This window comes from Agrobacterium sp. (assembly GCF_059499945.1).
This window is the reverse complement of record NZ_JCABZP010000020.1, coordinates 114,530-139,406: the sequence shown is the minus strand read 5'-3', so window position 1 is coordinate 139,406 and position 24,877 is coordinate 114,530. Positions and strand designations below refer to the sequence as shown.

Below are 24,877 nucleotides of genomic sequence, written 5' to 3'. Positions count from 1 at the left end.
GAGGCCGGGTCTTGGAACTTCAGAACCGCCTGCCGTTTCCCGCCATGGCTTTCCGTCAGTTCGATGCCGAAGGAGGGCTCGATTGTATCGTCTCCGTGCGTGCAACATTCATGCATGCCCAGGGCGGTTCTCTGGATATCGCAGCCGAGCAGGAAAGTTTTCAATGGGAGGACGCCTATGAGGGCGATCCGCACCAGACCGTCCTCCTGCGCCAAAGCGATCTTACCCCGGACAAGCCCGGGACGGATATAACCTTTCTCGGGAATGCGTGGTCTGCGAGCGGCGAGCCGGAGAAATCCTGGCGTGCCTCCATCCGCGTTGGCGGAATTTTCAAGCAAATCGAGGTTTTCGGCAGACGCTTCTGGCAGCCTGTCGTTAAGGAGAAATGGGCAGGTTTTTCCGCCAGGGAAGCCAAACGTGTCATAGCGGATTGGAAACTGAGCGATCCTGAACCGGCTAGAAGCGTGGCCATATGCTGGCGCAACGCTTATGGCGGCGCGATCCCTGGCACAGGTGACGCGGGGACGGAAACACCGATTGACGTGGAGCGCCGAAACCCGCTTGGGTGCGGCATCGTCAATCTTGAGATGCCTGCCGACGCCGGGCCTGTTCCAGCTCCGCAGATCGCTGCCGTCGGTGAGCATTCCGATTGGCGGAGCACGCCGGAACCGCAGGGATTTGGGCTCGTTTCGCCTTGGTGGCAGTTCCGTCAGCAATATTCCGGAACCTATGATGATGGTTGGCGGGAGGAGAGGCACCCCCTCTTGCCGCGTGATTTTGATCCACGCTTCTGGCAGGCGGCCCATCCTGATCTCATCGCGACGCCTCACCTCAAGGGTGACGAGAACTACGAGCTGGTTAACCTGAGTTCTGAGCATCCGGTCGCGAAAGGCTCGTTGCCTGGCCTTACCCTCGGTGTCCATTGCTCTCGCGAAGATCGCGATGAATGGCATGTGCTGAAGCTTGATGGTGTGCAATTCGACTGGCGCAATGACGGACGGGTGCTTCTGACCTGGCGCATCAGGTTTCCTCTTCCCGATGCCGGTGAAACAAAACTTACCCTGACGCGCGTTCGTCTGAAGTCGCCCGAAACCGAAGCGGCTTTAACCGAGAGGGAGACAGCATGAGCATCCCCCGCGACAATTATATCGGAGAGCCCCAATATCCCGGCACATGGACGACGGGGACACCGCGTGAGGGACTGCGTGACATCGATGAGGCGCGTATCGTCTCTTTGGCACCTGATGTATGCCTGACACCGGTTGGCTCGTCGGTGGTGCCTATTCCCTATCCGGTCGTGGATTTTTGCGGCCATGATAAAAACTATACGCCGTCTGTTCGGTTCACCGGCAAAAAGGCAATGGTGATGCGTTCGTGTACGACACATGTGCACGGCGACGCGCCCGGTAACCGTAAGGGGGTAAAATCCGGCACGGTGGAAAGCATCTGCGAACCCATCGGGCACGCTGATCAGGTGCTTGCTGAAGGCTCGCATGTCATTCGCCACCTCGATCGTTTTTATATGAACAGCAGGAATACCCAGGGTGAGGCGATCTTCGTCCGCAGCACGCAGACCTATGATCCTCCCAAGGATGATGATCCGGTGCGGGGGTCGCTTAGATGGCAGGACGGGTCGGACGAAGGCCGGGTTATGAGCGATGCGTCGCCCGAGCCGTTTAAAGCGGGTGAGAAATACGCTTATGCGGGATCGGCTGCCGCAGCGACGACTGGGGCAGCTCAAAACTCTGCGCAAGCACTTCGCGGAGGAATGCCGGCGACAAGGCCGACTGTCCCCCAGACTGTTCCTCGTGGTCCGGGAAGGGTGATAACCCCGGGACCCGCCCGAGCGCCTCAGTGGTATCGTACCCCGCCTCACAGGGTTGTGAGCGATCTTGCAAAAGTTGGCCGTCTTGCGAGGGTGGGCATTTGGGCCCGCCGCCTAAATGTCATCGGGATATTATCAAGCGTCCTTATCCCCGATAATGGTGCAAATCTGTCTGACGTCGTCCCACGGGACGATCAGGAGCGGCGGATCAAAGAAATGTTCGACGAGGGTGTCGACGCCGGACATGACAGCTGGGAGATGCGGGATTGGGCGATGGAGGAGCTCCGTCGACATCGGCAGCGAGTGCGTGAGGAACCAGAAAGCCGGCCACAGGCATTACCCCAGAGCGAAACCGTACGTGTCTCCGATCGGGACGAATACCGCAAGAAGTGTCAGGTCGACCGTTACGCCAAGATGAAGAGCGTCTGCGGTCAGTACGGCATGCAGGCTCACCATATAGTTCCGGACTGGACGCTTCGTTATGGCGCGAGAGAGGATGCCGATAAGCGCATTCCGAATATGCCCAGCCTTAATGATGGTATGGCTATATGTGTTATTGGGAATGCCCGGGTAGAGCAAACCGAGCACTGGGGTGGTCATCTGGCGGACAAGGCGATCGAAAATGCGGGTAGAAATTCAACGCCACCTTTTACGGCACCCTTACATAAAGTAGTTCAGGCGTCAGCCCAGGCTATGATAAGCGTGAGGCCCGATTGTGCAAAAGAGATTATGGCAGCCCTGACGACCCAATATGCTGGAAAAAATCCGTTCCAGCTTTTACGAGCTAAACAATATCCTCCCCTTCCTGAAGAAACCATATCGGCTTTGAAGTCTGGAGCTGTTGAAGGAGCGACCAGAAAACCATGAAAACCAAGCTGCCTATCGATTTCACGAGAGCATATGCGAGGTCGGGCAAAACGCTCGCCGTTGTCGCAACGAGAGACAATGCTGAACCTTTCGATCCTGATGGCCGATTTTATCGGTATGATCGTGACGACGTGCCGCCGCAGGACTGGACGTATTCCGACTTCGGTTTCCATATTCAAAGCATGACTGTGTATCATAGCGCTGAGCACGCTACGCCAGATGGTTATTTCGTTTTGCTGTCGTCGGAGGGTGACGTTTATCACACCTACTGGAAGGAGAATTTTCAAGAGAAAATTCAGGGAGCCGGTAGTTGGAGTGACGATTCGAAAGGCTACGGGCGTCTCACTCGCATCCGCGAGATCGGGCAACACCTATATGCCTGCGGAGAGGGGGGGCAAATCTATGTTCGCAAGGGGAACAATGATTGGCGTCTCCTGACCGATAAATTGTTGCTGAACCCAAATGCGCAGGAGGAAGCAAAGCCTGAAAAAGAGCCGGAATTTCTTTCTCCGGAATGGCAGGAATGGGTCACTCGGTCGGCCCTCAATCCAGCCTCCCGCGATATACTGTTCTTTGACATAAACGGTTTGTCGGAAGAAGCCATCTATCTTTGCGGGGAGGAGGGGCCTGGTACCAAACCGGTCCTTTGTTTCTGGGATGGTCATGAGTTGCACGAACTGAAAATTCCAATTCCGGTGGCCGCTTTGACCGGAATTTACATCGAGAATCCTGACAGTGTCTGGGTATGTGGGAGAGAAGGTGTTCTCATACACGGAAGTCACACACGGGGATTTTCGCCTGTCGCATTACGGCAGCAGCATAATCTCTTTCACATGATCACTCCGTATCGGGAAAAACTCGTCATGGCGGCGAGCGTTCGTCCCGGCGGTCTTTATGAGTATGATCCCAAGACAGGACGTTTTGGCAGATTTGATCCTCCTCTTCCGCGCTTGAGCAATCGTGATGATAACGAATCTATCGACAATGGTCCGTTTTTTGCGCAGGTGATCGAAAACGTGCTTTGGGTCGTCGCATCGAAAGATGTTTTCCGCTTCGATGGTGCGGCTTGGGAGCGGATAGAACACCCAGATCTCTGAGTTGCGAGCTTCCGAAGGCTTCGAATGTTATTGATGCGGCTGGGTCTGCCTGAGGCCTTCTAAAATCGCAGCAACGTGGACCGGGAGGGAAATGGCATGAGCCTCCCCCCGACAACTACAGCGGCGAACCACAATGCCGAGACACATGGGCCGCCACCGGGACGCTGCAATACGGCTGCATGTCCTTGATGAGGCACGTATCATCTCTTTGGCGCTTGATGTATCCCTGACCCAGGTTGGCTCATCGGTGATGTCTATTCCGGCGCTGGGGAAGTTTTACTTGGGAGCGCATCGGAGCTTACCACCAAGCCTTGTTTGGATTTTTGAGAGCTATGGATTTGGTGCGATGTTTGGGACTCGCCTGGCCCGAAAGAAACGCACCGACATCCTCTTCCCGAAGCGGCGGCGCATAGATGTAGCCCTGCACCAGCGTGGCGCCGAGGCCTTCGAGTGCGGTTAGCTCGGCGGGTGTTTCCACCCCTTCCACCACGCATTCCAGTCCCATGTCGCGACTGAGGGTGAGGAGGGATTTCACGATTTTGTAGCTGGCCGGTTTTTCGTGCAGGTCCGTGACGAAGCTGCGGTCGATCTTGATCTTGGTCAGCGGCAATGCATGCAGTCGCGTCAGGCTGGAATAGCCGGTGCCGAAATCGTCCAGCGATATGCCGCAGCCGAGGCGGCGCAGCATTTCGACCGATTGCCTCACCTGTTCGAAATCATGGGCAAAAGCCGTCTCGGTAATTTCAAGGTCCAGCCGTCGTGCATCGAAGCTGCTGTTTTCGATGATGCCGAGCAGGGAAAGCTCGCCCTCATGGGAATTGAGGTCCTGGGCCGAAAGGTTGAACGACAGGCGCAGGGAGGGTTCCCATGTGGCGGCGGAGGCGAGCGCCATTTTGAGAAGCGGCCGCGTCAGCGAACCGACGATGCCGGCCCGTTCCGCGATGGGGAAGAACTGGCAAGGCGGCACATGCCCGAGAACCGGGCTGTGCCAGCGCGCCAGCGCTTCAAACCCTGCCGTCCTTCCGTCGCGTATATCGACGATCGGCTGGAACACGACCGAAAGCTCGTTTTCCATATCCCGCTGTTTGAGCAGGTGCTCGACGCGGGCTTCAATATTGATCTGCTTTTCGTGCTCCGCATCGAACAGAACGGCATCGCCACGCCGGGTTTTCTTGGCATGGTAGAGGGCATAGTCAGCCCTGTCGAAAAGCTGCTCGAGCGTGGAGGCGAGGTGTGGAAAGACCGCTATTCCCATGGATGCGGAAACATGCACCGTTCCCTCAGGCATATGGTAAGGCACCCTCAGCTGCTCGGAGATCGCATTGGCATTTGCCACGAGTTGCGCATCATCAGGTATGATAGGCGCGACAATGGCAAATTCGTCGCCGCCCAGTCGAAACGCCTTGCTGGCCTTCAGATTGGCGGTGAGGCGCTTGCTGACATTGATCAACAGCCTGTCTCCCACGGAGTGTCCATAAAGGTCGTTGACCGGCTTGAACCCGTCCAGATCGATGACGCCCAGCGCCAGCCGGGTTCCGTTGGTCCTCGCCTTTTCGAGCTCGGCTTCAAGGTGGGCGAAGAAGGCGCGGCGGTTGGGCAGTTCCGTCAGGCTGTCAATATTGGCAAGCAGCAGGTTTTCATTGCTGAGCGCTTCCGTGCGCTGCTGTGAAATGACCATGCGCTCGAAATTGCGGTAGTTGGTCAGCAGGATGGACATCATGCCGGTGCAGACCAGCAGCACGTTGATGGCGATGGCGACAAATGTCGGTTGCCGCGACGCCAGAAAGAAGGCGATGAAGGCGCCATTGACGATGACCGTCACCATGAAAGCGGCCGAGCGAACATACATCAGACAGAAAATGCAGGAAATGACGGTAATCGCCATATAGAAGGCGACGTGGGATCGCGTATAGGCATCCCCATAGGGCACCAGCAAAAAAGACCAGAGCGTGAATGCCATGGCGATGCCGGCAGCCAGACGATTGGTACGCTGAAGGGCTGCATGCGCCACCTTGGGTGCGGGATCTATACCACGCGTCCTCCACCAGAAGGTGACTCTCAGCGTGCAGCCGAGGGTGAAGAGACCGGGAATTCCAATGGTGAGCCAGAGCGGCGCCACCTGCATATGCGTTACGGCAAGCGCCCATGTACTTGAGAGCAGAATGAAATACATCATCGGCATCTGTCGGGTGAAAGCACGGTACTGCGCTTTCAGCAGATCAGGATTGTCGGACCGAACGGACACGAAGTCCTGCAATTTTTGTGTGGCGGTCAGTAATTTCATTTATGGCTCTTCAAGTACAGAGCGGCATTTGTAACTTAATTCCCGTTACATCATTGGAAATGCACAGGGTTAACCGACATAAAACTGTATCAACCGCAAGATGCAGGCGCTGCATTTCGCAACATTTCATTATTTTCGTTATTAAGCGTTTCCTGGATTGGTATGTCCGATGGGTGAGAAAACCCTTCGCTTCTTGCCATGCGCCGTGGAAAATCTATTGATCTGGTAGAATGAGGCTTCTCTCCCTCGATATTCATGAGTTCCCTTTTAGATTCTCTTGAAAAGCTTGAGCGCGCGTGCATTATGAACGCGTGTTCAAAATTCGAGGAATGGTTCTTGCACATGGATTTAATCCACTATCCCGACACCTTGGCGGCGCGAGCCGAACTGTGCCGCAGCGTTATCCTGTCCGCCGGGGAGCTGGTGCTGAAAGGTTTTGAGGGCGAGGCCACGCGCAGTTTTTCGATGAAGGGGCCGCAGGATTTTCTGACGGTGACGGATGCGGCTTCCGAAGCGCATATTCGCGGTGCGATCTCGGCTGCTTTCCCGGATGACAGTTTTTTCGGCGAAGAAGGCGGCGGCGAGATCGGAGAGCGCGTCTGGGTGGTGGATCCTATTGACGGCACCGCCAATTTTGCCCGTGGCATTCCGCATTTCTGCATCTCTATCGCATATGTCGAAAACGGACGGACAGAAATCGGAGCGATCTATAACCCCGCCCTCGGCGAGCTTTATCTCGCCCGCCGCGGCGAAGGTGCGACACGTAACGGGGAGCCGATCCGGACGGCGGAAACGGAGCGTTTCGATGCGGCTTCGATCGAGATGGGCTGGTCCACCCGGGTCGCGAACGCCACCTATCTCGATGTGGTCACGAAGCTGCTCGATATGGGCGCGAATGTCCGCCGCGCCGGCTCCGGTGCTCTGGCGCTCGCCTATGTGGCCGATGGCCGTTCCGACGGCTATCTCGAATTGCATATGAATTCATGGGATTGTCTTGCGGGCCTGCTACTCGTCAGCGAAGCTGGCGGCGACGTGTGCCCATTTCTGGAGATTGGCAGTCTGAGGGATGGCGGGCCGGTGCTGGCCGCAGCCGCCGGTGTTGCCAAAGGCGTCAGCCAGGCGTCGAACATAGTCCTTGCCGCGCGGTAGCTGCGGCGGGATGATTTATGACGGAGACCCTTTAAAGGGGGCTCCGTGCATGTGGAGGAATGAAATGGACGGACCCGTTTATGCCCGGCCAGCAATCAGCCTGATTGCGGAAGGGCTGGGCCCGCACAATGCTGCGCTTTACATTGGCGGCAGCGATGGTGCGGGTGATCTCGGGCTCCTGCGCCGGCATGGCATCACCATCGTCGTCAATTGCGCCGTCAATCTGGATATCAATCTCGTGCAGGCCACGGCAGAAGAGGGCGACAGGCGCGCGGTAGGTTATGGCGACATTCGTTATTACAAGCTCGGCCTTATTGATGGCGAGGGTAGCCCCGACACCATGATGCTGGGCGCCTATTACATTCTCGACGGCGCGCTTCGCCAGACCATGCCGAAGCGGGAAACCTATCCCTTTGCCGATGGCGGCAATGTGCTCGTCAATTGCCGCGGCGGTCGCAGCCGCTCCGTTTCGCTGGTGGCGCTTTTCCTGCACAAGCAGCAGCCGGATCTCTATCCCACCCTCGACGATGCACTGGCCGTGATCCGCACGAGACGGGAATTGCGGCCGGATGAATGGTTCGAGACACCGAAACCGATGCTTTATGCCGCCGCTCGCCGTGCTTCCGAATGGATCGACATGGTCGAGGGCAGAAAGACCGCTCACTCATGCTGACACGCACGCTTCCCTCGGTTGCCGTCATCGCCGACGTGCATTTTCACGACACGGCTGCCGATTTCGGGTTTCCCGGCATTGAGATCGATGGCCAGCGCATCACCATGCGCAGCTGGTCCGATACACGCGAATCCACCCGGGTTTTCAACGAAAGCACCGATGCGCTGCACGCGGCGCTTGAAGACGTGCGCCAGCGCGGCATTCGCCATGTGGTGCTGCTTGGCGATTATACCGATGACGGCCAGCGGGAAACGACTGAGACGCTGAAGGGCATTCTGCAGCGCCACAGCCATGCCCACGGCACCGCCTTTTATGCACTGCCCGGAAATCACGATATTTTCGGCCCACGTGGCCGGCACCATACCAAGGAATTTCTGACGGAGAATGGCAAATGCCTTTCCGTTTCAAGCGATGCACGGCGGGCCGGCGAGGGCGTCATTATCAGCGATCGCATGTATTGCGAGGGTTATCCGGCGGGCCTTGGCCCCATGGCGGCCTTCGGTTATTTCCGTCAGCCGGATTATCTGCATTGGGAAACCCCCTTCGGTCTTTCCGATGCGGCGGAAGACCGGATGTACGAGGTGCGCTCACCCGATGGGCGCAATGTCTATAGCCTGATGGATGCTTCCTATCTGGTTGAGCCGGAGCCGGGCCTGTGGCTCCTGATGATCGACGCCAATATTTTCGAACCACTCGATGGTGAGTTTGAAAGGGGTGAGGACGCGGCTTTTACCGACAGCACCTCCGGCGGCTGGAACGCGCTTTTGCGCTGCAAGCCCTTCATCATTGAATGGATCGCTGATGTGCGCCGCAGGGCGCAGGCGCTTGGCAAGACATTGCTCGGCTTTTCCCACTATCCAGCGCTCGATCCTTTCGACGGCGCAAGCGGTGCGGAAGGCGCCCTGTTCGGAAAAACCAATGTCGTGCGCCGCACGCCGCGCAAGGCGGTGGAGGATGCGCTGCTGCAGGCCGGGCTTGCCGTCCATTTCAGCGGGCACCTGCATGTGGAAGGCGTAACCCGGCGCGGTGAGGGCGAAAATTTGCTCACCAATATCGCCGTGCCGTCGCTCGTCGCCTTTCCGCCCGCCTTCAAGGTCGTGCACCCGTCGCGTCAGGAAATCCGCGTCGAGACGGTGGAGATGGCCGCCCTGCCGGTCAATGGCCGCATTTGCCATGGTTACGCACAGGAAACAGCACTGGCGGGTGAGGAAAACGACCGGGCTTTCGCGGCGGGTAATTACGGTGATTTTCTGCTGGGTCACAACAGGGCGCTGATCAGGCATCGTTATTTCGCCAGGGAATGGCCGGACGAAGTCGTCAGGGCAATCGCCGACAAAAGCGTTCGGGACGTTCTCGACCTGCTTGAAGGCGAAGACCGATCCTCGTCTGATGATGCTGTCCTGTCCTCAGACCTGCCGATGTTCGAGCTGATTGCGGACTGGTATTGCCTGCGCCAGGGCGCAGGTCTTTCGCTGCCGCATATCGCGCCGCAACGGCTTTCCCTTTATCGAACGCTGGCGGAACGCTTTGGTCGTGAGCCGGATCATCACGATGGCTCGGTGGAGAGCTTTCTCGAAATCTTCTTCGGAGCACTCGGCCTGTTTCTTGAGCGTGCCGAAGGCAGCCCACGCGATCTGGAGCTTCGGCTCGCGCCGCATCATGAACGCGTTGCGGTTTGAACTGAAGAGTTTTGCCCGGAAGGAGACTTGGTCTAGCGCGCGGTGATGCGCTCGACCATGGAAACGGGCACGACCTGAAGCCGGGTTTCCGGCTCATCGCTATCGAGCGCGGTCAAAACCTTCTCGGTCAGCGCGTCGAAGGACTGGGCAATGGTCGTCAACTGGTAGCTTTTCCAGCCGGCCTGCGGAATATCGTCGAAACCGACGATCGAGATATCTTCCGGCACCCGGCGGCCCATTTCCAGGCGGGCGGCATCCATGAAACCAAGCGCCAGCAGATCGGTCACGCAGAAGGCGCCGTCTATTGTCTTGTCCGTGAGCAACTCGCGGCCGGCCTGATACCCGCTGTCATAGCTCGTCGGCCCGCCGGACCATGGCACGACCTCGACGCCTTCGATGCTCATGCGCTGGGTGAAGGCGCTGGCGCGGCGTAACTGTGCCGGCGTCTGGCTGCCGCTGGAAATGACCGCGACCTTTTTGCATTTCGCTTCGACAAGCCGCATGGCGGCAAGATCGGCGCCGCGGGAATCGTCGCTCAGCACCATGTTCGTATCGGTGCGATCAAGACGCTGATTGATGAGGATGAGGCGCACGCCATTGGCGATGCATTCATCAACGATCGAGGCTGGCGGTTCACCGGAGAGAACGACGATGGCCTGTGCGCGGAATTCGAAGAGACGCTCGATCAGCGGCGCAATGTCCTTGCGGGCATCCGCCGCATTCAGCAACAGACATTGCAGGCCACGGCGCAGAAGCCCGATGCTGAGAAGATCCAGCTGCTTTGAAATGAAGGGAGAACTGAGATTGGCGCCGACGACGCCGATGAGATTGGAGCGGTCATTGTTGAGACCCTGCGCCAGACGGTTGACGCGGTAGCCGAGTTCCTGTGCGGCTTTGAGCACCTTGCGCCGCACCGCCTTCGATACGCTGCCGCCGGGTGTGAAGGTGCGCGAGACGGCGGAACGCGAGACCCCGGCCTTTTTCGCCACTTCTTCGGCTGTCACGAACCCTCTCGCCATTCAACTCCCCCGTTGCGAACATGGTCTGATATCACAGGCCATATGGCGTCGCCTATTCCAATCGAAACATTTGGACGGGAGGCGCTCCTGCCGGCCGCCTCCCGCGCCCGGATCATCCATCGGAGAGGGTGGTGTTCCACGCCCGGATCTTTTCGATGTTTCTGTCGGAGCACGAGACGATCTCGAACTCGAACCCATCGCCGGCAATACGTTCGCCGACCTCGGGCAGTCGATTGAGGCGCCAGAGGATGTAGCCTGCGATTGTGGAGTAGCGGTCGGCCTCGTCCACCAGATCGATATCCAGGAGATAGGATACCCTTCTGACATCCACAGTGCCATCAAGCAGCCAGGAACCATCCTCCGCCCGTTCGGAAATCTGTGACTCCTCGCCCTCATCCGGAAATTCGCCGGCAATCGCTTCGAGAATATCCGTCGGCGTTGCTATGCCCTGCAACGTGCCATATTCATCGATGATGACGGCCATCTGCAGGGGCGATTTTCGCAGCTGTTCCATGACCTGCAGCGCCGTGGCGCTTTCATGCACCACAAGCGGCTCACGCAGCGAGCGCTCAAGGTTCAGTTTTCCGTCGTGCAGAAGATCGCGCAGCAGGTCTCTGGTCGCGGCGACGCCGAGGAATGAATCCAGCTTGCCCTGCGCCAGCATCAATCGGGAATGGTCGAGTTCCAGCAGGCGGTGTCTCAGCGTGTCGTGGTCGGCGTCGACATCGAGCCAGTCGATCTCCGTTCGTGGCGTCATGATCGAGACGACGGGACGCTCGGCAAGCGTGAGCACGCCGCGGATCATGTCCTTCTCCTCGGATTTGAACAGATCGCTTTGTGCCGCCTGTGCAGCGATGACGTCGGCAGTCTCACCGAGGGATGGTTGTTCGCCGACCCGGCCGCCCAGAAGCCGCAGAATGGCGTCGGAGGTGCGCTCACGCATATCGCCGGCGGTGATGCGCTTTTCACGGTTGCGCCTGCCAAGCTGGTTCGCCGCCTCGATAAGCACGGAAAAGCCGATGGCGGCGTAAAGATAACCCTTGGGCAGATGGAAGCCGAAACCCTCGACAATCAGGCTGAAGCCGATCATCAGGAGAAAACCGAGGCAGAGAATGACCACGGTCGGATGTTTCGACACGAAAGCCATCAGCGGCCTGGATGCTGCCATCATCACGGCCATGGCCACGCAGACAGCGGTAATCATCACCCAGAGATTATTGACCATGCCGACAGCGGTGATGACGCTGTCGAGCGAGAACACGGCATCGAGCACCACGATCTGCACGATGACCTGCCAGAAGACCGCATGCACTACCTTGCCCTGTTTCGGCTTCTGATCACCTTCCAGCCGTTCGTGCAGCTCCATGGTTCCCTTGGCGAGCAGGAAGGCGCCGCCGAGAATGAGGATGAGATCGCGCCCCGAGAAGGAAAAATCGGCGACGGTGAAAAGCGGCCGTGTCAGCGTGACGATCCAGGAGATGGAAAACAGCAGCATGAGGCGCATGATGAGCGCCAGCGACAGGCCGACGATCCGGGCCCTGTGGCGCTGGTGCGGCGGCAGCTTGTCGGCAAGGATCGCGATGAAAACGAGATTGTCGATGCCGAGGACGACTTCGAGAACGATAAGGGTGACGAGGCCGATCCAGATGTTCGGATCTGCGAGGAATTCCATGTTCAGGAGCCTTTATGGGAATGGGTGCAAACGCGCAAAGCCCCGGATTGCACATCCGAGGCTGGAAGTCGTCGCGTTGATGAAAACAAGAAAATCCGAGGCTGGCTTCGCGTTACGCGAGCCAGCCTCGTTCGGTGTCGACTACCGTCTGTACTGTCGCCTTCGTCAGGCATCGGGTTGATTTATCCCACTATCAGTAAATTCTTGTGCCGGTCGACCTAACAAATTTTCGGCCGCTGGAAAAGCGATTTTCGGTTTTTTGATGCCATGACGATGCGTTTGAGCAATCTTTGCGCGCAAATGAGCGGTTATTTCCCGAAAAATGCGCGCGATGCGCAATCTGGGCGATTGCCTGATTGTTTGACGATAAAAAGCCGTTATTGCTTTTTCCCGCCGATATCAGAGGTCGTCCGCTGGTCGATGGCCTTGCCGTCGAGAATGCTTTTCAGGACGTCGAGGCGCTCGTTGATCAGCCATCCATAATAGTTTTCGACCGGCAGCAGTTTTTTTGCCCCTGCATCCACGGCAGTCCGCAGACGTTCGGCGCGACGCCTTGGCTGGCCGACATTGTAAAGCGTGGCAGTGATGCCGGGATTGCCGGAAATGTCGAAACCTTTTTCCCTGTAGGCATCGATGGAATCCCTGAGGATGGCGGCGATGTAGATGATGCTGCGGTCGGGATCCATGACGTCACGGTAGATATCTTTCGGCCTGTCCGCCGACAGTTTTGGCAGGCCGCTCGTCCTGTTGACGAGATCGGTCACCTGCAGGGCCGTCAACGGGCTGATCTGGCCAAGGCCGAAGGTCTGCCCGGCATAAAAGGGCTGGAAGAAAGCGCGCTGGAAGGAGATGGCCTCATAGCTCACACCATCCACCACCTTGCCGCGGAAACTCTCGTCCCAGACGGTATCGCGGCAGCTCCATTGTTCCGACGTGGTGGCAAGCGTTTCGCAGGACCGGAATTCGGGCCGCTGGAGAAATGTCTTCAGGGAAACGCCGTCATAGCTGAACTTTATATCGAGTTCGGCGTAGGAAATGGCCTTGATGTAGTAGGTCTGCAGGCGATCCACGGCCGAGACGTTGAACGTATGTTCTCCGACGATGGCGCCGACGATGTGGACAGGGTCTATGCCATAGGCCGCTGCGGCCTTCTTGATCTTGCCGAGAAGGGCGGGCTCGCTGTTTAAAAGATCGACCGTCTTGCGGAACTTTTCGTCGTATGTCGTGTACGAGGCCTTGGTGCGGATCGCCGAGGCTCTGGGGATTTCCGGCTGCTCGGCGGAGCGGTTTCCGGGAGGAACGACGGTCACCTGTTGCGCCAGCGCGTAGGAAGGAAGGGAGGCCAGCGTCAGGATGACGGCGGCTGCGCGGGTGGTCTTCGCAAACAGGCTCATGCAGCGTTCTCTGTAATGTGGATTGTTATCGCGGCGACCGCTCCTTCATAGGCAGGCCGGCCATAGCTGACAAGTTCGCATCGCTCACATTACCGTTGGGCGTCGTTTGATGCGCGTTCTGATCGACGTCCCGCACGATCGAAACCGAAATCCCGGGTTCGTTAAAAATCGAGCTTTTTGTTTCATGTGAACGCAAATCGCCGCCGATAGGTCTGTCGTCAGGAGACGACCATGACCCTTTCCATCAAATTGCTGCAAGCCTGTTTCATTCTGATTGCGACCTGCCTGGCTGCGCCGGTTCAGGCGTCTCCTTTCATGCAGACTGGCAAGATCACGTCGCAGCCTGTCGGCCACTATGATTTCTGCCAGCGGCATTCGGTTGAATGTCAGCCGGTGACGGCCATGCCGCCTCTCACCCTCACCCCCGATGCATGGGCAACGATTGTTTCGGTGAACAATGCCGTTAACGTCGAGATAGACCAGCGCACCGACATGGAGGTTTGGGGTTATGAAGATTATTGGGAATATCCCTACAAGGGTGCGGGCGACTGTGAAGACCTTGCGCTGGAGAAGCGCAGGCGCCTGATGCAGTCCGGTTTTGCGGTTTCAAATCTACTGATAACAGTGGTGCGGGACGAACGGGGAGAGGGCCACGCCATCCTGACAGTCAGAACCGATCGGGGAGATTTCATTCTCGACAATATGAAGGCGAAGGTTTTGCGCTGGGACGAAACGGCCTATACCTATCTGAAACGCCAATCCACCGATCATGCCGGTCGCTGGGTGGATATAGAAGGGCCCGCTGCGCCGGCAATCGCCTCCCGCGAGGCTGGTCGGGCTACCGCCACCTCAGCGACAGCGCGCCGCAGCTTGTTCGATATCTTCAAATCGCGCTGAAACCACTCACGGCAAGAGCAGGACCGGGTAAGAAGAGGTTTGGTGCCCCGGTAAGGACAGCGGGCCGTCATGCGGCCCGCGAGCATAGCCCTTCTACGGATATGGATTATTGTCTCGCAAGGCCAATGCCCGTTGCCTCGTCAAAGAGGTGCATATCGGCCGGGTTGATATCGAGGCCAATGGCTTCGCCAGCCTTGACTGCGCTGCGTCCCTGTACCGCGATAACCAGTTCGGTGGAGCCGCCAAGCGTGAGGAAGGTGGCCGAACCGGTTGTTTCCACGGCGGAAACAGGCAGCGTCAATGCCGCCCCCTCTGCCGCCACCGGGCGGATATGTTCAGGCCTGATGCCGACAATGACATGTTTTCCCGGCGGCAGGGCGGCCGGCGCCCTGATAGGCTGCTGTGGATCACCTTCGCCGAACCGCAGCAGAAGCGAAGCACCGTCCGGACTGACTGTCGCCGGAATGAAATTCATGGCCGGTGAGCCGATGAAACCCGCAACGAAACGATTGACCGGGCGGTCGTAAAGTTCCAGCGGCGTGCCCTGCTGTTCGATGACGCCGTCACGCATGACGACGACATGATCGGCCATGGTCATCGCCTCGATCTGGTCGTGGGTGACGTAGACTGAAGTTGCGTGCAGGCGATCGTGAAGGGCGCGGATTTCCTTGCGCATGTGGACGCGCAGGGCCGCATCGAGGTTGGAGAGCGGCTCATCGAACAGGAAGGCCTGCGGATTGCGGATGATCGCCCGGCTCATGGCCACACGCTGGCGCTGGCCGCCGGAGAGTTCGCGGGGATAACGCTTCATCAGCTTGGAGAGTCCGGTCGTGGCCGCAACCTCTTCCGCGGCCTTGCGGGCCTCGGCCTTGGCCACGCCACGCATGCGTAGCGAATAGGTGAGGTTTTCTTCGACAGTCATATGCGGGTAGAGCGCATAGGACTGGAACACCATGGCCACATCGCGCTTGCGTGGCGGCACGCCGTTCATGAGGGTGCCGGCAATGCGCATGTCGCCGGCCGATATGGTCTCCAGGCCCGCGAGTGAGCGCAGAAGGGTAGACTTGCCGCAGCCGGATGGGCCGACAAGTGCCACGAAGGTGCCCTTCTTGATGGAAAGGTTGATGTTCTTCAGCGCATGGAAGGCGCCGTAATATTTGTTGACGCCTGATAGTTCGATCTGAAGGGTCATTTGAGCGCTCCCGAGGTCAGGCCGGATACGATGCGGCGCTGCAAGAGAATGAAGAGGGCGAGAATGGGCGTCACATACATGGTCGCATAGGCCATGATGTTGTTCCATTCGCTGGTGTTGGGGCCCATGAAGGAGTTGAGGCCGACGCTGGCCGGCTGCAATTCGGCTGCCTGGATGATGGATTTCGAATAGACGAACTCACCGAAGGCCTGCATGAAGATGAGGATGGCGCTGACGAGGATGCCGTTTCTGGCCAGCGGCAGCACGATGTTGAAGAAGGCCCCGACCCGGGAATTGCCATCCACCAGCGCCGCCTCTTCCAGCTCCTGCGGCACGGCCATGAAAGTGGCGCGCACCAGCACGACGAAGAAGGGCATGCTTTTCGCCGCAATGGCGAGGATGACCGATAGCCGCGGATAATCCAGCAATCCGAATTGCGAGAAACCGACGAAGATTGGCGTGATCATCAGCGATGCCGGCAGAACCTGCAGCATGAGGATGAGGAACAGGCCGATATCCACCCAGACATTGCGATACCGCGCCAGAACATAGGCGCAGCCGACGCCGAGAACGGTGATCAGCAGCACTGCGCTGGAAGCGATCATCACCGAGTTCCACAGGTAGCGACCCATGTTGCGGCTGTTCCAGACATAGGCATAGGTTTGCCATTGCGGATCGCTGGGCCAGAATGAGGGCGGATTGGCGAACATTTCCGAGCCGCTTTTGAGCGAGGTCAGATACATCCAGTAGAGCGGGAAGAGGTAGATGATGGCGAGAATGATGGCGATTGCCAGCATCAGGCGATTGCGGTTGGTGATGCTCATCCGCGCACCTCATGCCGTGTGGAGCGCACATACACGATGGAGGCCAGCATGACGAAAACGATCATGATGACTGATATCGTCGCACCCTTGCCGAAATCATATTGCCGGAAGGACAGGTCCCAGGCCCAGTATTGCGCCACGTTGGAACTGTTGTTCGGTCCGCCATCGGTAATGGCGGCGAAAAGATCGAATTGCTGCAGCGTGAAGATCAGGCCGAGCGAGACGATCGCGCCGATGGTGGAGCGCATCATCGGCAGGGTGATGGTGTAGAAGCGCTGCCAGGCATTGGCTCCATCCAGTTCCGCGGCTTCGTAGAGGTCGCCGGGAATGGAGGCGAGGCCCACCGAAAGCAGGATCATGTTGAAGGAGGTGCCGAGCCAGATATTGGCGATGACAACCGCCCAGAGCGAAAAATTCGCATCCGAGCGCCAGAAGATATTGCCCGATATCAGGCCGCTTTCCCGCAGGAAGAAGTTTAAGACGCCGAAATCGCCCGAGAGAATCCAGTTCCAGATGGCGCCGACGACGAGGCCGGGCATGACCCAGGAGACGAGGAACAGGCCGCGCAGCCAGGTGGCGCCGGGGAAATTTACCCAGAAGAACAGCGCCAGGCCAAAGCCGATCGCGAACTGCCCGGCAATCGAGGCCACGACAAAGGTGACCGTGTTGAAAAGGATCGGCAATGTTTCCGGCTGCCGGAACAGGTCGATATAATTCTTGAAGTCGACGAAGGGGCGCACGAAGGTGCCCAGACTGAACATGTCGACTTCCTGAAAGCTCATGACGATATTGTAGATGAGCGGCAGCCCGGCCATGACGAACAGGAAGCCCAAAGGAAAGGCGACAAGGACGATGTCGAAACCGCGACCGTCACTGACGCTGGAAAACAGTTTTTTCATGAAACATCCTCACAAGCTCCAGTCGGGGCCGCCGCCGCTTTTCGCGACAGGCAGCCCCACCGGGAGGAAACCTTGGGTGGAGGCCGGGGAAACCCGGCCACCCGCCCAGATAGATCAGCCTTCGACCAGCTTTATCTTTTCAGCGGCCTGATCAAGCGCAGCCTTCGGCGTCATCTGACCCGACAGGGCGCCCTGAATGGCGTCCTGAATGGCCTTGGAAATCTTCGGCCATTCGGGTGAGGGACCACGCGGCTGCGCATATTTCAGCTGTTCCACGAAGGTCTTCAGCGCCTCATCCTTCAGCGCATTGCCGGTGGGCGGAACCGGAATATCCGAACGCGCCGGCAATTGGCCGAAGTTCTTGAACATGTCCTTGTCCTTCGAGGCGAAGAATTCGATTGCCTTGAAGGCCTCTTCCGGGTGCTTCGTCTTGGAGAAGATTGCCCAGTTATAGTCGCCCATGGCCGAAGACCGTGGGGCGTCGGGTGTGGGCACCGGCAGCAGGGCCACGCCCCAGTCGAACTTGGCGTCCTTCAGCATGCGGTCGATTTCCCATGGGCCGGAAATGACCATGGCGGCATTGCCGGCGTTGAAGGTGGCGGTGGAGTCCCACTGGCTGCGCGTCAGCGTATCCGGCGACGCCAGCTTTTCATCCAGCATCAGCTTCCAGGTTTCGAGCGCTTTTACCGCACCCTCGGTGTTGATGTGCTTGTAGGTCGCGCCTGCCATCTGCGCCCAGGGCAGGAACTGGAAGGTGCCTTCCTCATTCGCCTTGGCGCTGAAACTGATGCCATAGACGTTCTTCGAGGGATTGGTCAGCTTGCGGGCTGCATCCACCAGCTCATCCCAGGTCTGCGGCGGTTTTGCCGCATCGAGCCCGGCGGCCTTGAACAGGTCCTTGTTGTAATAAAGCGCAATCGTATTCGTGGCCTTCGGCACACCGAAATATTTGCCGTCCCACATTACCGATTTCAGCGGCCCCGGAAAATAATTCTCCGTCTTGATGACATCAGACTTGGCGATCATGTCGGTCACATCAAGAAACGCCCCGCGTGCGGCGAACATGGCGTGGTTGGGGTTGTCGATGGCGATGATGTCGGGCGCATTGCCGGTCGAATAGGCGCGCATGGATTCGCTCACCACATCATCGAACTGCAATTGCCGGTATTCGATCTTGATGCCGTTATTGAGCGCGTTGAACTCTTTGATGAGGTTCGGCGCCGGCTGGATATCACGATCCAGCGACCAGAGGGTCAACGTCACATCCTCTGCCTGCGCGGCAATGGCGCCGGCGGATACGCCCGCCAGCAAAATTGCGCCGGCCATTATGCATTTCGCGATACCCATAATCTCCTCCTCTTGGTTATCGTCTCTGCAATTCTCGGAAACCTTCTCCCAAAAGGTTTCCGTTATGTCGGGTCGACGACGAAATCGCCGCCGCGGCATTTTTTCAGATAGTTCAGGCCATGCACCTGGCCCGTCATTTCAAGTGCATCGCGATAGACCGGGTCATGCCAGCCTTCGATATCGATGGAGCCGGACCAGCCGGCGAGTCGCAGTTCGGAAATAATGTCCGTCCAGTTGCTGTCGCCGAAACCCGGCGTGCGCATGAAGACGAATTTTTCCTTGCCGAAAATGCCGTGCTCGCGAATGACGTCCCAGCGGATTGTCGCGTCCTTGCCGTGCACGTGGAAAATCTTGTCCGCCCATTTTCGGATTTGCGGCAGCGGGTCGATCAGATAGACCATCTGATGGCAGGGTTCCCATTCGATGCCGATATGGTCGTCCGGGGTCTCGTTGAACATCAGTTCCCAGGCATCAGGGTTGTGCGCAATGTTCCAGTCGCCGGTCTGCCAGTTGCCGTCCATGGCGCAGTTTTCAAAGGCGATCTTCACGCCCTTGTCGGCGGCGCGTTTTGCAAGCTCGCTCCAGATTTCCTTATATCGGGGAAGGCTTTCCGGCAGCGGTTTGCCGCGAAGCCTGCCGGTGAACCCCGCAACGCAGGTCGCGCCGAAATGGTGGGCATTGTCGATGCAGTCTTTCCAGCCCTGCAATGTCTCAAGGTCGATCTCGGTTTCTTCCAGCGGATTGCCGAACATGCCGAGCGTGCTGATGGTGATGTCGCGCTCACCGATCGCGTCAAGGCAGCGCTTGCCGAGCTCGGCAAGGTCCTGACCGTTGGTGGTCTGCCAGAAGAACGGCTCGAAGCTTTCAAAGCCGAGATCGGCGATCTGGCCGATACGTTCGGCCGCCTGGCCCTTGGTGGCGCTGACCATGGTGCCGATGCGGATGGATGTTGCCGGATTGCTCACGTCTTTCAGTCCTTATGCTGCAATTGAAACACGCTGGCCGAGGCGGGCGCTTTCAATCGCGCCGATCACCATGGCAAGGCTGTTGATGTTGTCGAAGGAGGCTGTCTCCGGCATCTGGCCGGTGCGGATGGATTCGAGGAACGAGAGAATGACGCTGGCATGGCCGCGCGTGTCCTTCTCGGAAACGGCTTCGGAAACGTTTACGGTCTTAAAGCCACGCAGAAGCCCCTGTTCGTCGCCGGCCACCGAGGCGGAGAAATTGTCTTCCCCGTCCCACAGGATCATGCCCTTGGAGCCGATCAGCCGCCAGCGCGCTTCCCAGCTGGTCCGCTCGCCTTCGGCGCACCACGAGCCGCGATAGGTGAAGACGACATCGTTGGAAAACTCGAAAATGGCGTTGGCGCTTGCCCCATGGGCATACCAGGAACCGGCCGGGTTCTTCTCCACGCAAAAGACGGAGAGGGGTTTTTCATTGGCGACGAAACGGGCCGCATCGAAGGTGTGGATCGCCATGTCGAGAAGCAGGACGTTCTTCATTTCCTCGCGGAAGCCGCCAAAATGCGGCCCAAGGAAGAAATCGCAATGGATGGCCGTCAGATCGCCGATAACGCCGTCTTCCAGCGCGCGGCGCAGCCGCCGGATACCGGCCACAAACCGCCGGTTTTGCACCACAGCATGAATTTTGCCTGATTTCTTCGCCAGTTCCACCAGCGTTGCGGCTTCCTCCATCGAGGCGGCAAGCGGCTTTTCGCTGAGCACATGGCACCCGGCCTCTAGACCGGCCTCAACCACGGCGAAACGCGCCTGCGGGATGACGATATCAAAAAGGATGTCGGCCTTGGTTTCAGCGAGAACCCTGCGGAGATCCGTGCCGATGACCGCGTCGGTGAGGGCGAATTCTTCGGCCAGCGCGCGGGCCGTGTTCTCGTTCAGATCCACCAGACCGGCGATCTTGATCGCACTGGCGATTTCCGGCGTTGATTGAATGGCGCGCAACCAGCCTTTGGCCATGGCTCCGCACCCGCATAAAACGGCACTAAAAGTCATCTCATCTCCCCGGGCTCTTGGCAAACTCCTCTTTGCGCAGAGCGTCGTAAACGTTTACGAGACTATGCCAATGATGTTAGATATGTCAAGACCGTTAAGGGGCGCGTCGATTGCGCGCCGGGCCTGGGAGGGGAGTGCATGAAAGGAATTCGTCAGCTTGCCGATTATCTCGAGATATCGATAGGCACTGTTTCCCGTGCCCTGAACGGCAAGCCGGATGTGAACGAAGAGACGCGGCGGCGTGTTCTCGAAGCGGCGGAAAAGCTGGGTTATGTCGCCAACCAGTCCGGCCGCAGCCTGCGGCAGGGAACAACTAATGTCATCGGCCTGATGACCGGCAGCGACGCGCAGACTGTTGAAAACTCCGACAACTTCTTTCTGGGTGTGACGGATGGTCTGCAAAGCGTGTTTTCCGGACATAATCTCGATCTCATCGTTCTGCCTTGTCCGGGGGAAGAGGATCCGGATGAATATTTGAAGCGCATGGTGGCGCGCCGCATGGTGGATGCGATGATCATTTCCGCGACCCGGCGGACTGACAAGCGTGTGGATTTCCTGAAGCAGACCCGCTTGCCTTTCGTGTCGCTCGGACGCACCGCTTCCAGCGACAGTCACGCCTGGATCGACCTCGATTTCGAGGGAGTTGCGAGAAACGCCGTGAACCGCCTTGCCGCTGCCGGGCACCGCTCGATCGCGGTTGCCGTGCCCGACAGCGACATCAATCTCGGTTACGTTTTTCTGGAGGCATACAGGCGCGCGCTGGAAGACAATGGCATCGCCTACGATTCTTCTCTGGTCATCCGGGCGAAATCAAGCGAGCAGGGCGGTTATCACGCCGCCAGCGAATGGCTGCAGATGCGGCCCCGGCCAACGGCGATCGTGCTGATTTACGAATTGATGGCGGTTGGTCTTTATCGCCGGCTCGCGGAAGCGGGCCTGAGACCGGGGCGCGATCTCGCCGTCATCGGCTTCCGCGATGGTCCGCGCGGTCAGTTTCTGGAACCCCGCCTAACCAGTTTCCGCATGTCCCTGCATGATCTCGGTGTGACGGTCGCCCAGACGCTACTATCGACCATGCCGGCCTACGCGCCCTTTTACCCCGATCAGGCTCGCCATTGCGTATGGCCCATGCTTCTGGTGGCCGGCGAGAGCGATCCTGCCCCCGCCGCATAGGCCGCTGCGCGGGGGGCGTTAAAGCTTGTAGCCGTCAATGCTGACGACGCCGAAAGGATTGAACTTATATTCGTCTTCCTCATACCGGTCGTCGTCGGCGAGGGTGGCGTGACGGCCCTTCACGGCCGCTTCAACGCCGTCACGCGACATTTGCTCGGCAACATCATCCATCAACGCGGCGATCTTTAACTGTTCGGCGTTCGTCGATGGCTGATCTTCGTCTTTTTTGATGAAGCGGACCTGCACATCGGGCAAGCCGATCAGGTGAAACCCGACGCTCGTCATTCCTTCGGCATCGTCTCCTATGGGGCGGCGTGCGAAAGCCAGGCGGCAGGTTCTGGCAAGCGCCATCCCGTCATCGGCGGCCGCCTCGCCATGCGACTGCTCGAAGAGTTGCTTCCAGCGTCTTGCCCCATGGGCGACGCCCGCACTTTCACCCTTCACGGCGACAGCGCCGTGATCGAGCATGTGCTGTACGAATCTGAGGGCATTTGCGGATGTCTTCACGGCTGTTTCGGCATCCATGGGCGGGCTGAGCACGTAAAGCACCGAGCCATGCCCGGCGACGGCTTCCTCATCCTCCGGCTGGTAGGCGTCGGGGTCGACGCGATCCCAGCAGACATTGAACGAGCGCTCCATTCGGTCGTCCGGCTCATCCTGTGAATAATCGTCATCCAGGCTGAAATCCGGCGCAAAATCATTGATGGCGGCGCTGGCGCTCTTCTGGAGCGCCTCCAGCCCATTTTCCACGCCGAGAAAGCAGAGGATATGCCTTGGCTTGTAACTGGAGCGGGATGCGGCAAAGGCTGCCGGCTTGCTCGATGCTGCGCTGAGAGACGGCCTTGCCAACACAAGGCCGCCCAGAAATGCGAGAACTCCACGACGCTCCGAATTCATCCGATACCCCCGGTTTCCCTCAACAGGATGACGGGGTTTTACACCGGTGCGTGTATTTCAGGCCAGATGGTGTTTGGTGTTTTTTTGGCATCGGGGTTCCAGGACCAGTCTCATGCCGGGCGGTATCAAGCCGCCGGCGTGATCCGGCGGCGACTATTTTGTGGTGTAACCGCCATTGACGAGAATGGTCTGGCCCGTCATCCACCAGCCGTCGGTGACAAGGAAGCGGATATAGGGAACGATGTCCTCGATGTCGGTGAGACCGGTTTTCGAGAAGCTGGAAAGAGCGGCGGCGCTCTTGTGATAGGCCTGCGCCTCCGGCGTTTCCTGGCCGTAGAAGAACGGCGTGTCCATCGGTCCGGGACCGATTGCCGTCACCGAGATGCCCCGTTCACCAAACTCCTTGGCCGCAGCGCGGGTAAAATGTTCCACCGGCGCCTTGGTGCCGGCATAGCTGGCGTAAAACGGTGTGAAAGCGCCCAGGAGCGAGGTCACGAGCGTGCAGATCTTGCCGTTGTCGCTGACATGACGACCCGCCTGCTGCAGGAAGAAGAAGGCCGATTTGGCGTTGACGGCAGTCATTTCGTCATATTCGGCTTCCGATGTGTCGAGGATCGGTTTTTTCAGCACCTTGCCAACGGTATTGATGGCGATATCCGGGCGGCCGATGGCGGCGACGGTATCGGCAAACAGCTTTTCAACCGCACCTGCCGTGGTGAGATCGGCCTGAAGGGCGACGGCCTCAGCGCCGGCCGCCTTCACGGCGGCCACGGTTGCGTCGGCATCGGCCCTGGTTGCGGCGCTGTTGTAATGGATGGCGATGGCGCGGACGCCCTGGCCGGCAAAATCGCGGGCAATCAAGCCACCGAGATTTTTTGCGCCGCCAGCGATGATGACGGTTTTGCCCTTGAGAGTATGGTCTGTCATGGGTCGGCCTCCTTTTGCCGTGCTCGGCCACGCTGGTGACCGCTTTCTTTGCAGCAGGATATCGTCTAGCATTTTGTGATAAAGGCGCTCATTCTGATATGACATGTCAGAAAATCCGCACAATAGGGTGTTTTCGGTTGGACCGTATCGACCTGTTCCGCATCTTCACGCGTGTTGTCGATTGCGCAAGCTTCACGCGGGCCGCCGATACGCTCGGCATTCCACGCTCATCGGTTTCGGCAGCCGTACAGGAACTGGAAGGGCGCGTTGGTGCACGTCTGCTCAACCGTACCACGCGCAAGGTCTCGCCGACGGAGGATGGTTCGGCTTTTTACGAGCGCTGCCAGCGGCTGATCGCCGATGTCGAAGATGCTGAAAATCTCTTCCGGCAAACGGCGGCGCAGCCTTCCGGCCGGTTGCGGATAGACGTGCCGGGCCGGATCGGTCGACTGGTGATCGCGCCGGCGCTACCGGAATTTCTCGATCTTTATCCGCAGATCGACATCAGTCTCGGCGTTACCGACCGCGCCGTCGATCTGGTGGAGGATAATATCGATTGTGTGCTGCGGGTTGGCCCGCTCAGCGATTCCGGCCTGATCGCACGGCCGATCGGCAAGCTGCCGTTGATCAATGTCGCAAGCCCCGCTTATCTCGCGCGTTATGGAACGCCGAAAACGCCCCATGATTTCTCCCGCCATTGGGCGGTCAACTATGCGTCGCCCTCCAGCGGGCGGATGGAAAACTGGGAGTGGGTGGAAGGCGAGGCGCTGCATTCGTTTTCCATGCGCGGCCGGGTCACCGTCAACAATGCCGAGGCCTATATCGCCTGCTGCCTTGCTGGTCTCGGCTTGATCCAGATACCTGCCTACGATGTGAGGCCGCATCTGGAGAAAGGCGAACTCATCGAGGTGATGCCGGCCTATCGGGCCGAACCGATGCCGATGACGCTGCTTTATCCCCATCGCCAGCATCTGTCGCGGCGGTTGCAGGTCTTTGCGGAGTGGCTGGAGGTCTTGCTCCGGCGACAGCTTCTCTAACGTCGCGGGGCTC

Annotated in this window: 21 protein-coding genes; 9 read left to right on the top strand and 12 right to left on the bottom strand. The window is 58.6% G+C overall.

What is annotated here, in order from left to right; genetic code table 11:
• The first annotated feature begins 44 nt into the window (after positions 1 to 44).
• Genes AC5I5B_RS23620 through AC5I5B_RS23610 form a run of 3 tightly spaced genes read left to right on the top strand, consistent with a single transcriptional unit; the run spans position 45 to position 3,789 of the window.
• Complete coding sequence (locus tag AC5I5B_RS23620) at positions 45 to 1,127, top strand: DUF2169 family type VI secretion system accessory protein (protein WP_233283016.1); 1,083 nt, start codon at positions 45 to 47, stop codon at positions 1,125 to 1,127.
• A complete protein-coding gene (locus AC5I5B_RS23615) occupies positions 1,124 to 2,692 on the top strand; it encodes a DUF4150 domain-containing protein (RefSeq protein WP_077998785.1) in 1,569 nt (522 codons plus the stop codon). The genes AC5I5B_RS23620 and AC5I5B_RS23615 overlap by 4 nt, the downstream gene beginning before the upstream one ends.
• Complete coding sequence (locus AC5I5B_RS23610; RefSeq protein ID WP_060726676.1) at positions 2,689 to 3,789, top strand: hypothetical protein; 1,101 nt, start codon at positions 2,689 to 2,691, stop codon at positions 3,787 to 3,789. Before AC5I5B_RS23615 ends, AC5I5B_RS23610 begins: the two co-directional genes overlap by 4 nt.
• 298 nt (positions 3,790 to 4,087) lie before the next feature.
• On the opposite strand, the gene AC5I5B_RS23605 is transcribed toward AC5I5B_RS23610, so the two are convergent.
• On the bottom strand, positions 4,088 to 6,073 hold the full coding sequence (locus AC5I5B_RS23605; RefSeq protein WP_175281018.1) for a putative bifunctional diguanylate cyclase/phosphodiesterase: 1,986 nt from the start codon (positions 6,071 to 6,073) through the stop codon (positions 4,088 to 4,090).
• 342 nt (positions 6,074 to 6,415) lie between these two features.
• Here AC5I5B_RS23605 and AC5I5B_RS23600 point away from each other — a divergent pair, with 342 nt between their 5' ends.
• The 3 genes from AC5I5B_RS23600 to AC5I5B_RS23590 all read left to right on the top strand — a co-directional run bounded on the left by AC5I5B_RS23600 (position 6,416) and on the right by AC5I5B_RS23590 (position 9,574).
• A complete protein-coding gene (locus AC5I5B_RS23600) occupies positions 6,416 to 7,222 on the top strand; it encodes an inositol monophosphatase family protein (protein WP_060726727.1) in 807 nt (268 codons plus the stop codon).
• A 64-nt stretch (positions 7,223 to 7,286) separates the two neighbouring features.
• Positions 7,287 to 7,895: a dual specificity protein phosphatase family protein gene (locus AC5I5B_RS23595; protein WP_080867208.1), complete on the top strand. Its 609-nt coding sequence runs from the start codon at positions 7,287 to 7,289 to the stop codon at positions 7,893 to 7,895.
• Positions 7,889 to 9,574, top strand: a complete 1,686-nt coding sequence (locus AC5I5B_RS23590) for a metallophosphoesterase family protein (protein WP_174054774.1) — start codon at positions 7,889 to 7,891, stop codon at positions 9,572 to 9,574. The genes AC5I5B_RS23595 and AC5I5B_RS23590 overlap by 7 nt, the downstream gene beginning before the upstream one ends.
• Positions 9,575 to 9,606: 32 nt before the next feature.
• On the opposite strand, the gene AC5I5B_RS23585 is transcribed toward AC5I5B_RS23590, so the two are convergent.
• The 3 genes from AC5I5B_RS23585 to AC5I5B_RS23575 form a co-directional block, all read right to left on the bottom strand.
• Complete coding sequence (locus tag AC5I5B_RS23585) at positions 9,607 to 10,593, bottom strand: LacI family DNA-binding transcriptional regulator (RefSeq protein ID WP_174054775.1); 987 nt, start codon at positions 10,591 to 10,593, stop codon at positions 9,607 to 9,609.
• A gap of 112 nt (positions 10,594 to 10,705) precedes the next feature.
• Positions 10,706 to 12,265 (bottom strand): TerC family protein, encoded by a 1,560-nt coding sequence (locus AC5I5B_RS23580; RefSeq protein WP_174054776.1) that lies wholly within the window; start codon positions 12,263 to 12,265, stop codon positions 10,706 to 10,708.
• A gap of 377 nt (positions 12,266 to 12,642) precedes the next feature.
• Positions 12,643 to 13,659, bottom strand: a complete 1,017-nt coding sequence (locus AC5I5B_RS23575; protein ID WP_111793999.1) for a DUF1402 family protein — start codon at positions 13,657 to 13,659, stop codon at positions 12,643 to 12,645.
• A gap of 231 nt (positions 13,660 to 13,890) precedes the next feature.
• Between AC5I5B_RS23575 and AC5I5B_RS23570 the strand changes: the two genes are divergently transcribed.
• Positions 13,891 to 14,556, top strand: a complete 666-nt coding sequence (locus AC5I5B_RS23570) for a transglutaminase-like cysteine peptidase (RefSeq protein WP_003504589.1) — start codon at positions 13,891 to 13,893, stop codon at positions 14,554 to 14,556.
• A 106-nt stretch (positions 14,557 to 14,662) separates the two neighbouring features.
• Here AC5I5B_RS23570 and AC5I5B_RS23565 read toward each other — a convergent pair whose 3' ends face one another.
• The 6 genes from AC5I5B_RS23565 to AC5I5B_RS23540 all read right to left on the bottom strand — a co-directional run bounded on the left by AC5I5B_RS23565 (position 14,663) and on the right by AC5I5B_RS23540 (position 20,830).
• Positions 14,663 to 15,748 (bottom strand): ABC transporter ATP-binding protein, encoded by a 1,086-nt coding sequence (locus tag AC5I5B_RS23565; protein ID WP_003504591.1) that lies wholly within the window; start codon positions 15,746 to 15,748, stop codon positions 14,663 to 14,665.
• Positions 15,745 to 16,572: a carbohydrate ABC transporter permease gene (locus AC5I5B_RS23560; protein ID WP_003504593.1), complete on the bottom strand. Its 828-nt coding sequence runs from the start codon at positions 16,570 to 16,572 to the stop codon at positions 15,745 to 15,747. Before AC5I5B_RS23560 ends, AC5I5B_RS23565 begins: the two co-directional genes overlap by 4 nt.
• Positions 16,569 to 17,471: a carbohydrate ABC transporter permease gene (locus AC5I5B_RS23555; RefSeq protein WP_112978581.1), complete on the bottom strand. Its 903-nt coding sequence runs from the start codon at positions 17,469 to 17,471 to the stop codon at positions 16,569 to 16,571. The genes AC5I5B_RS23560 and AC5I5B_RS23555 overlap by 4 nt, the downstream gene beginning before the upstream one ends.
• A 114-nt stretch (positions 17,472 to 17,585) precedes the next feature.
• Positions 17,586 to 18,818, bottom strand: a complete 1,233-nt coding sequence (locus AC5I5B_RS23550) for an ABC transporter substrate-binding protein (protein ID WP_087746617.1) — start codon at positions 18,816 to 18,818, stop codon at positions 17,586 to 17,588.
• A gap of 62 nt (positions 18,819 to 18,880) precedes the next feature.
• Positions 18,881 to 19,783 carry a sugar phosphate isomerase/epimerase family protein gene (locus AC5I5B_RS23545; protein WP_003504598.1) on the bottom strand — a complete coding sequence of 301 codons (903 nt, stop codon included), beginning with the start codon at positions 19,781 to 19,783 and terminating at the stop codon, positions 18,881 to 18,883.
• A 12-nt stretch (positions 19,784 to 19,795) separates the two neighbouring features.
• The gene (locus AC5I5B_RS23540) at positions 19,796 to 20,830 is read right to left on the bottom strand and encodes a Gfo/Idh/MocA family protein (protein ID WP_060726689.1); all 1,035 of its coding nucleotides are present in this window, start codon (positions 20,828 to 20,830) and stop codon (positions 19,796 to 19,798) included.
• Between the two features lie 138 nt (positions 20,831 to 20,968).
• Here AC5I5B_RS23540 and AC5I5B_RS23535 point away from each other — a divergent pair, with 138 nt between their 5' ends.
• Positions 20,969 to 22,003, top strand: coding sequence for a LacI family DNA-binding transcriptional regulator (locus tag AC5I5B_RS23535; RefSeq protein ID WP_060724254.1), 1,035 nt, complete (start codon positions 20,969 to 20,971; stop codon positions 22,001 to 22,003).
• An 18-nt stretch (positions 22,004 to 22,021) separates the two neighbouring features.
• Here AC5I5B_RS23535 and AC5I5B_RS23530 read toward each other — a convergent pair whose 3' ends face one another.
• Positions 22,022 to 22,900 carry a hypothetical protein gene (locus tag AC5I5B_RS23530; RefSeq protein ID WP_111791317.1) on the bottom strand — a complete coding sequence of 293 codons (879 nt, stop codon included), beginning with the start codon at positions 22,898 to 22,900 and terminating at the stop codon, positions 22,022 to 22,024.
• Between the two features lie 153 nt (positions 22,901 to 23,053).
• Positions 23,054 to 23,827: an SDR family oxidoreductase gene (locus tag AC5I5B_RS23525; RefSeq protein ID WP_111791318.1), complete on the bottom strand. Its 774-nt coding sequence runs from the start codon at positions 23,825 to 23,827 to the stop codon at positions 23,054 to 23,056.
• 137 nt (positions 23,828 to 23,964) lie between these two features.
• Between AC5I5B_RS23525 and AC5I5B_RS23520 the strand changes: the two genes are divergently transcribed.
• The gene (locus AC5I5B_RS23520; RefSeq protein ID WP_112354298.1) at positions 23,965 to 24,864 is read left to right on the top strand and encodes a LysR family transcriptional regulator; all 900 of its coding nucleotides are present in this window, start codon (positions 23,965 to 23,967) and stop codon (positions 24,862 to 24,864) included.
• Positions 24,865 to 24,877: the final 13 nt, after the last annotated feature.

Coding starts and splice junctions, on each gene's coding strand:
- AC5I5B_RS23620 (WP_233283016.1), top strand. CDS start 45: ATGGCTTTCCGTCAGTTCGATGCCGAAGGAGGGCTCGATTGTATCGTC.
- AC5I5B_RS23615 (WP_077998785.1), top strand. CDS start 1,124: ATGAGCATCCCCCGCGACAATTATATCGGAGAGCCCCAATATCCCGGC.
- AC5I5B_RS23610 (WP_060726676.1), top strand. CDS start 2,689: ATGAAAACCAAGCTGCCTATCGATTTCACGAGAGCATATGCGAGGTCG.
- AC5I5B_RS23605 (WP_175281018.1), bottom strand. CDS start 6,073: ATGAAATTACTGACCGCCACACAAAAATTGCAGGACTTCGTGTCCGTT.
- AC5I5B_RS23600 (WP_060726727.1), top strand. CDS start 6,416: ATGGATTTAATCCACTATCCCGACACCTTGGCGGCGCGAGCCGAACTG.
- AC5I5B_RS23595 (WP_080867208.1), top strand. CDS start 7,287: ATGGACGGACCCGTTTATGCCCGGCCAGCAATCAGCCTGATTGCGGAA.
- AC5I5B_RS23590 (WP_174054774.1), top strand. CDS start 7,889: ATGCTGACACGCACGCTTCCCTCGGTTGCCGTCATCGCCGACGTGCAT.
- AC5I5B_RS23585 (WP_174054775.1), bottom strand. CDS start 10,593: ATGGCGAGAGGGTTCGTGACAGCCGAAGAAGTGGCGAAAAAGGCCGGG.
- AC5I5B_RS23580 (WP_174054776.1), bottom strand. CDS start 12,265: ATGGAATTCCTCGCAGATCCGAACATCTGGATCGGCCTCGTCACCCTT.
- AC5I5B_RS23575 (WP_111793999.1), bottom strand. CDS start 13,659: ATGAGCCTGTTTGCGAAGACCACCCGCGCAGCCGCCGTCATCCTGACG.
- AC5I5B_RS23570 (WP_003504589.1), top strand. CDS start 13,891: ATGACCCTTTCCATCAAATTGCTGCAAGCCTGTTTCATTCTGATTGCG.
- AC5I5B_RS23565 (WP_003504591.1), bottom strand. CDS start 15,748: ATGACCCTTCAGATCGAACTATCAGGCGTCAACAAATATTACGGCGCC.
- AC5I5B_RS23560 (WP_003504593.1), bottom strand. CDS start 16,572: ATGAGCATCACCAACCGCAATCGCCTGATGCTGGCAATCGCCATCATT.
- AC5I5B_RS23555 (WP_112978581.1), bottom strand. CDS start 17,471: ATGAAAAAACTGTTTTCCAGCGTCAGTGACGGTCGCGGTTTCGACATC.
- AC5I5B_RS23550 (WP_087746617.1), bottom strand. CDS start 18,818: ATGGGTATCGCGAAATGCATAATGGCCGGCGCAATTTTGCTGGCGGGC.
- AC5I5B_RS23540 (WP_060726689.1), bottom strand. CDS start 20,830: ATGACTTTTAGTGCCGTTTTATGCGGGTGCGGAGCCATGGCCAAAGGC.
- AC5I5B_RS23535 (WP_060724254.1), top strand. CDS start 20,969: ATGAAAGGAATTCGTCAGCTTGCCGATTATCTCGAGATATCGATAGGC.
- AC5I5B_RS23530 (WP_111791317.1), bottom strand. CDS start 22,900: ATGAATTCGGAGCGTCGTGGAGTTCTCGCATTTCTGGGCGGCCTTGTG.
- AC5I5B_RS23525 (WP_111791318.1), bottom strand. CDS start 23,827: ATGACAGACCATACTCTCAAGGGCAAAACCGTCATCATCGCTGGCGGC.